The following is a 1,904-nucleotide window of genomic DNA, read 5'->3' on the forward strand; positions in this document are numbered from 1 at the left end:
ATCGAGTAGGAGGTAGATAATTATTTTATCTACCGTCCTCTCACACCACCAAGCATACCGTTCGGTACTTGGCGGTTCATTAAGTTAATTGCATTTTCCGATATCTAGCCGATAGGCTCTGATAAGATAATGAGTTGAAATATTCGTTAGTTAAACTTCTAGAAAGAATTGGGCTGTTGGCTATTCGCCAGTAGCCTTTTCTTGTATTTCCCCACTCATAGGCTTTGTGCTTAGGTATGCCGAATTTTGTTAGGTTCTTAATTCTGGTCTTTGGCTTTTTCCATTGCTTCCATATGCACATTCGAAGTCTTCTTCTAATCCATTCGTCAAGACTCTTAGCTATGTTCTTTGCATTTGCTAACGCAAAGTAGTTCATCCAGCCCACTGTTACTTGGTTGAGCTTTTTAATTCTTCCTTCCATGCTTGTGCTCCAATTTCTTGCTGTGATTGCTCTAACCTTGTCCTTAAGTCTCTTTATGGATTTGGGGTGAATTCTTATGTTGTATCCGCCCTTTGCAGTGTAGAAAGAGAACCCTAGAAATTTCCTTCTAGTTGGTCTATCCACTGCGCTCTTTTCTTTGTTGACTTTTAGTCTTAGTTTCTTTTCTAGATAGGCTGTCACACTTTCCATGACTCGTTGTCCTGCTCTTTTTGATTTAGTGTATATGTTAACATCGTCAGCATATCTACAGAATTTGTGCCCTCTCTTTTCCAGTTCTTTATCTAGATCGTCCAGCAGGATGTTTGCTAAGAGGGGACTTAATGGGCCTCCTTGCGGGGTCCCTTCTTCACTTTTGACTACTATCCCATCTAGCAGAATTCCTGACTGTAGGTATCGACGGATTAGTTTAAGCACTCTTTTGTCCTTTACTCTTTTAGATATTCTGTGCATTAATATGTCATGGTTCACTCTGTCGAAGAATTTCTCCAAGTCTATGTCCACTACATATTTATACCCTTGGTTCATATACTCCTTTGCTTGCAGGACAGCTTCATGGGCGCTTTTGCCTGGTCTGAAACCATAACTGTTGCCCGAAAAGTGTGGGTCGAATATTCCTGTTAGGACTTGTGCTATTGCTTGCTGGATTAGCCTGTCTAGTACGGTGGGTATTCCTAGAAGTCTAACACCTCCATCTGGTTTTGGAATTTCAACTCTTCTTACAGCATTGGGCTTGTATTTACCCATTAGGATACTTTCCTTGATGGACATCCATTCTTGCTTCAGGAAGGGTCGAAGTTCATCAACCCTCATTCCATCTACTCCATGACTGCCCTTGTTTTTCTCTACTCTTTCCAGAGCTTTGGTCATGTTTTCTCTAGAAAGTATCTGTTCTATGAGATTATCAGAGCTTGCACTAGATGCTTCCTTCGGGGATGCCAAGGACACACTAGGCACTCTGTGCATACCTTCAGTTTCCAACCTATTCTTTGCACTAGAGTCTTCATATGAAGTTTTCTGCTGTCGTTGCATATCACTTGAAACCCTCAAATTCTTCATCCTCCTCAATGTTCGGTCCTTCCCAAGATGTATGCATCCATCTTGGTACTATGACCTCTGCTGACTTCTCAAGGTTCAGTCACACATCACTGTGTAAGTTGCCATTTTGAATTTCATCTCCATAGCATATCCTTGAGACCTCCCCGGGTAAGAGCGGTAACTTTCATCTCATATATCTGCCAGATATACTGTAAGGGGTTCGGGTAGTGTTGGACTTTGTTTTGTTATGCAAACTCATCCACCCCTATTCAGCCTTATCTGGTTCTTGTTCATCAGACCGAGATTTTGCCTCCGACTTCCTTCAGATTCCACCTCGCGATGGACACCCTTGTCATTGGCTAGTGGTTCCCACTACCAAGCCCACAGCGGACTTTCACCGCCAAGTTACCGCCCGTGCCGGGCACAC

1 protein-coding gene is annotated in these 1,904 nt (G+C 42.8%); it reads right to left on the reverse strand.

Translation table 11 applies throughout. The features are described 5' to 3' along the window. Positions 1 to 79: 79 nt before the first annotated feature. The gene (ltrA, locus tag GGQ84_RS15420; protein ID WP_429163705.1) at positions 80 to 1,498 is read right to left on the reverse strand and encodes a group II intron reverse transcriptase/maturase; all 1,419 of its coding nucleotides are present in this window, start codon (positions 1,496 to 1,498) and stop codon (positions 80 to 82) included. Positions 1,499 to 1,904: the final 406 nt, after the last annotated feature.

Origin of the sequence: Desulfitispora alkaliphila (genome assembly GCF_050433185.1) — a bacterium.
In the GTDB taxonomy this organism is placed as follows: Bacteria; Bacillota; Desulfitisporia; order Desulfitisporales; family Desulfitisporaceae; genus Desulfitispora; species Desulfitispora alkaliphila.

What these genes read in the sequence shown, in the direction of transcription:
- ltrA (WP_429163705.1), bottom strand. Translation starts at nt 1,498, where the DNA reads ATGAAGAATTTGAGGGTTTCAAGTGATATGCAACGACAGCAGAAAACT.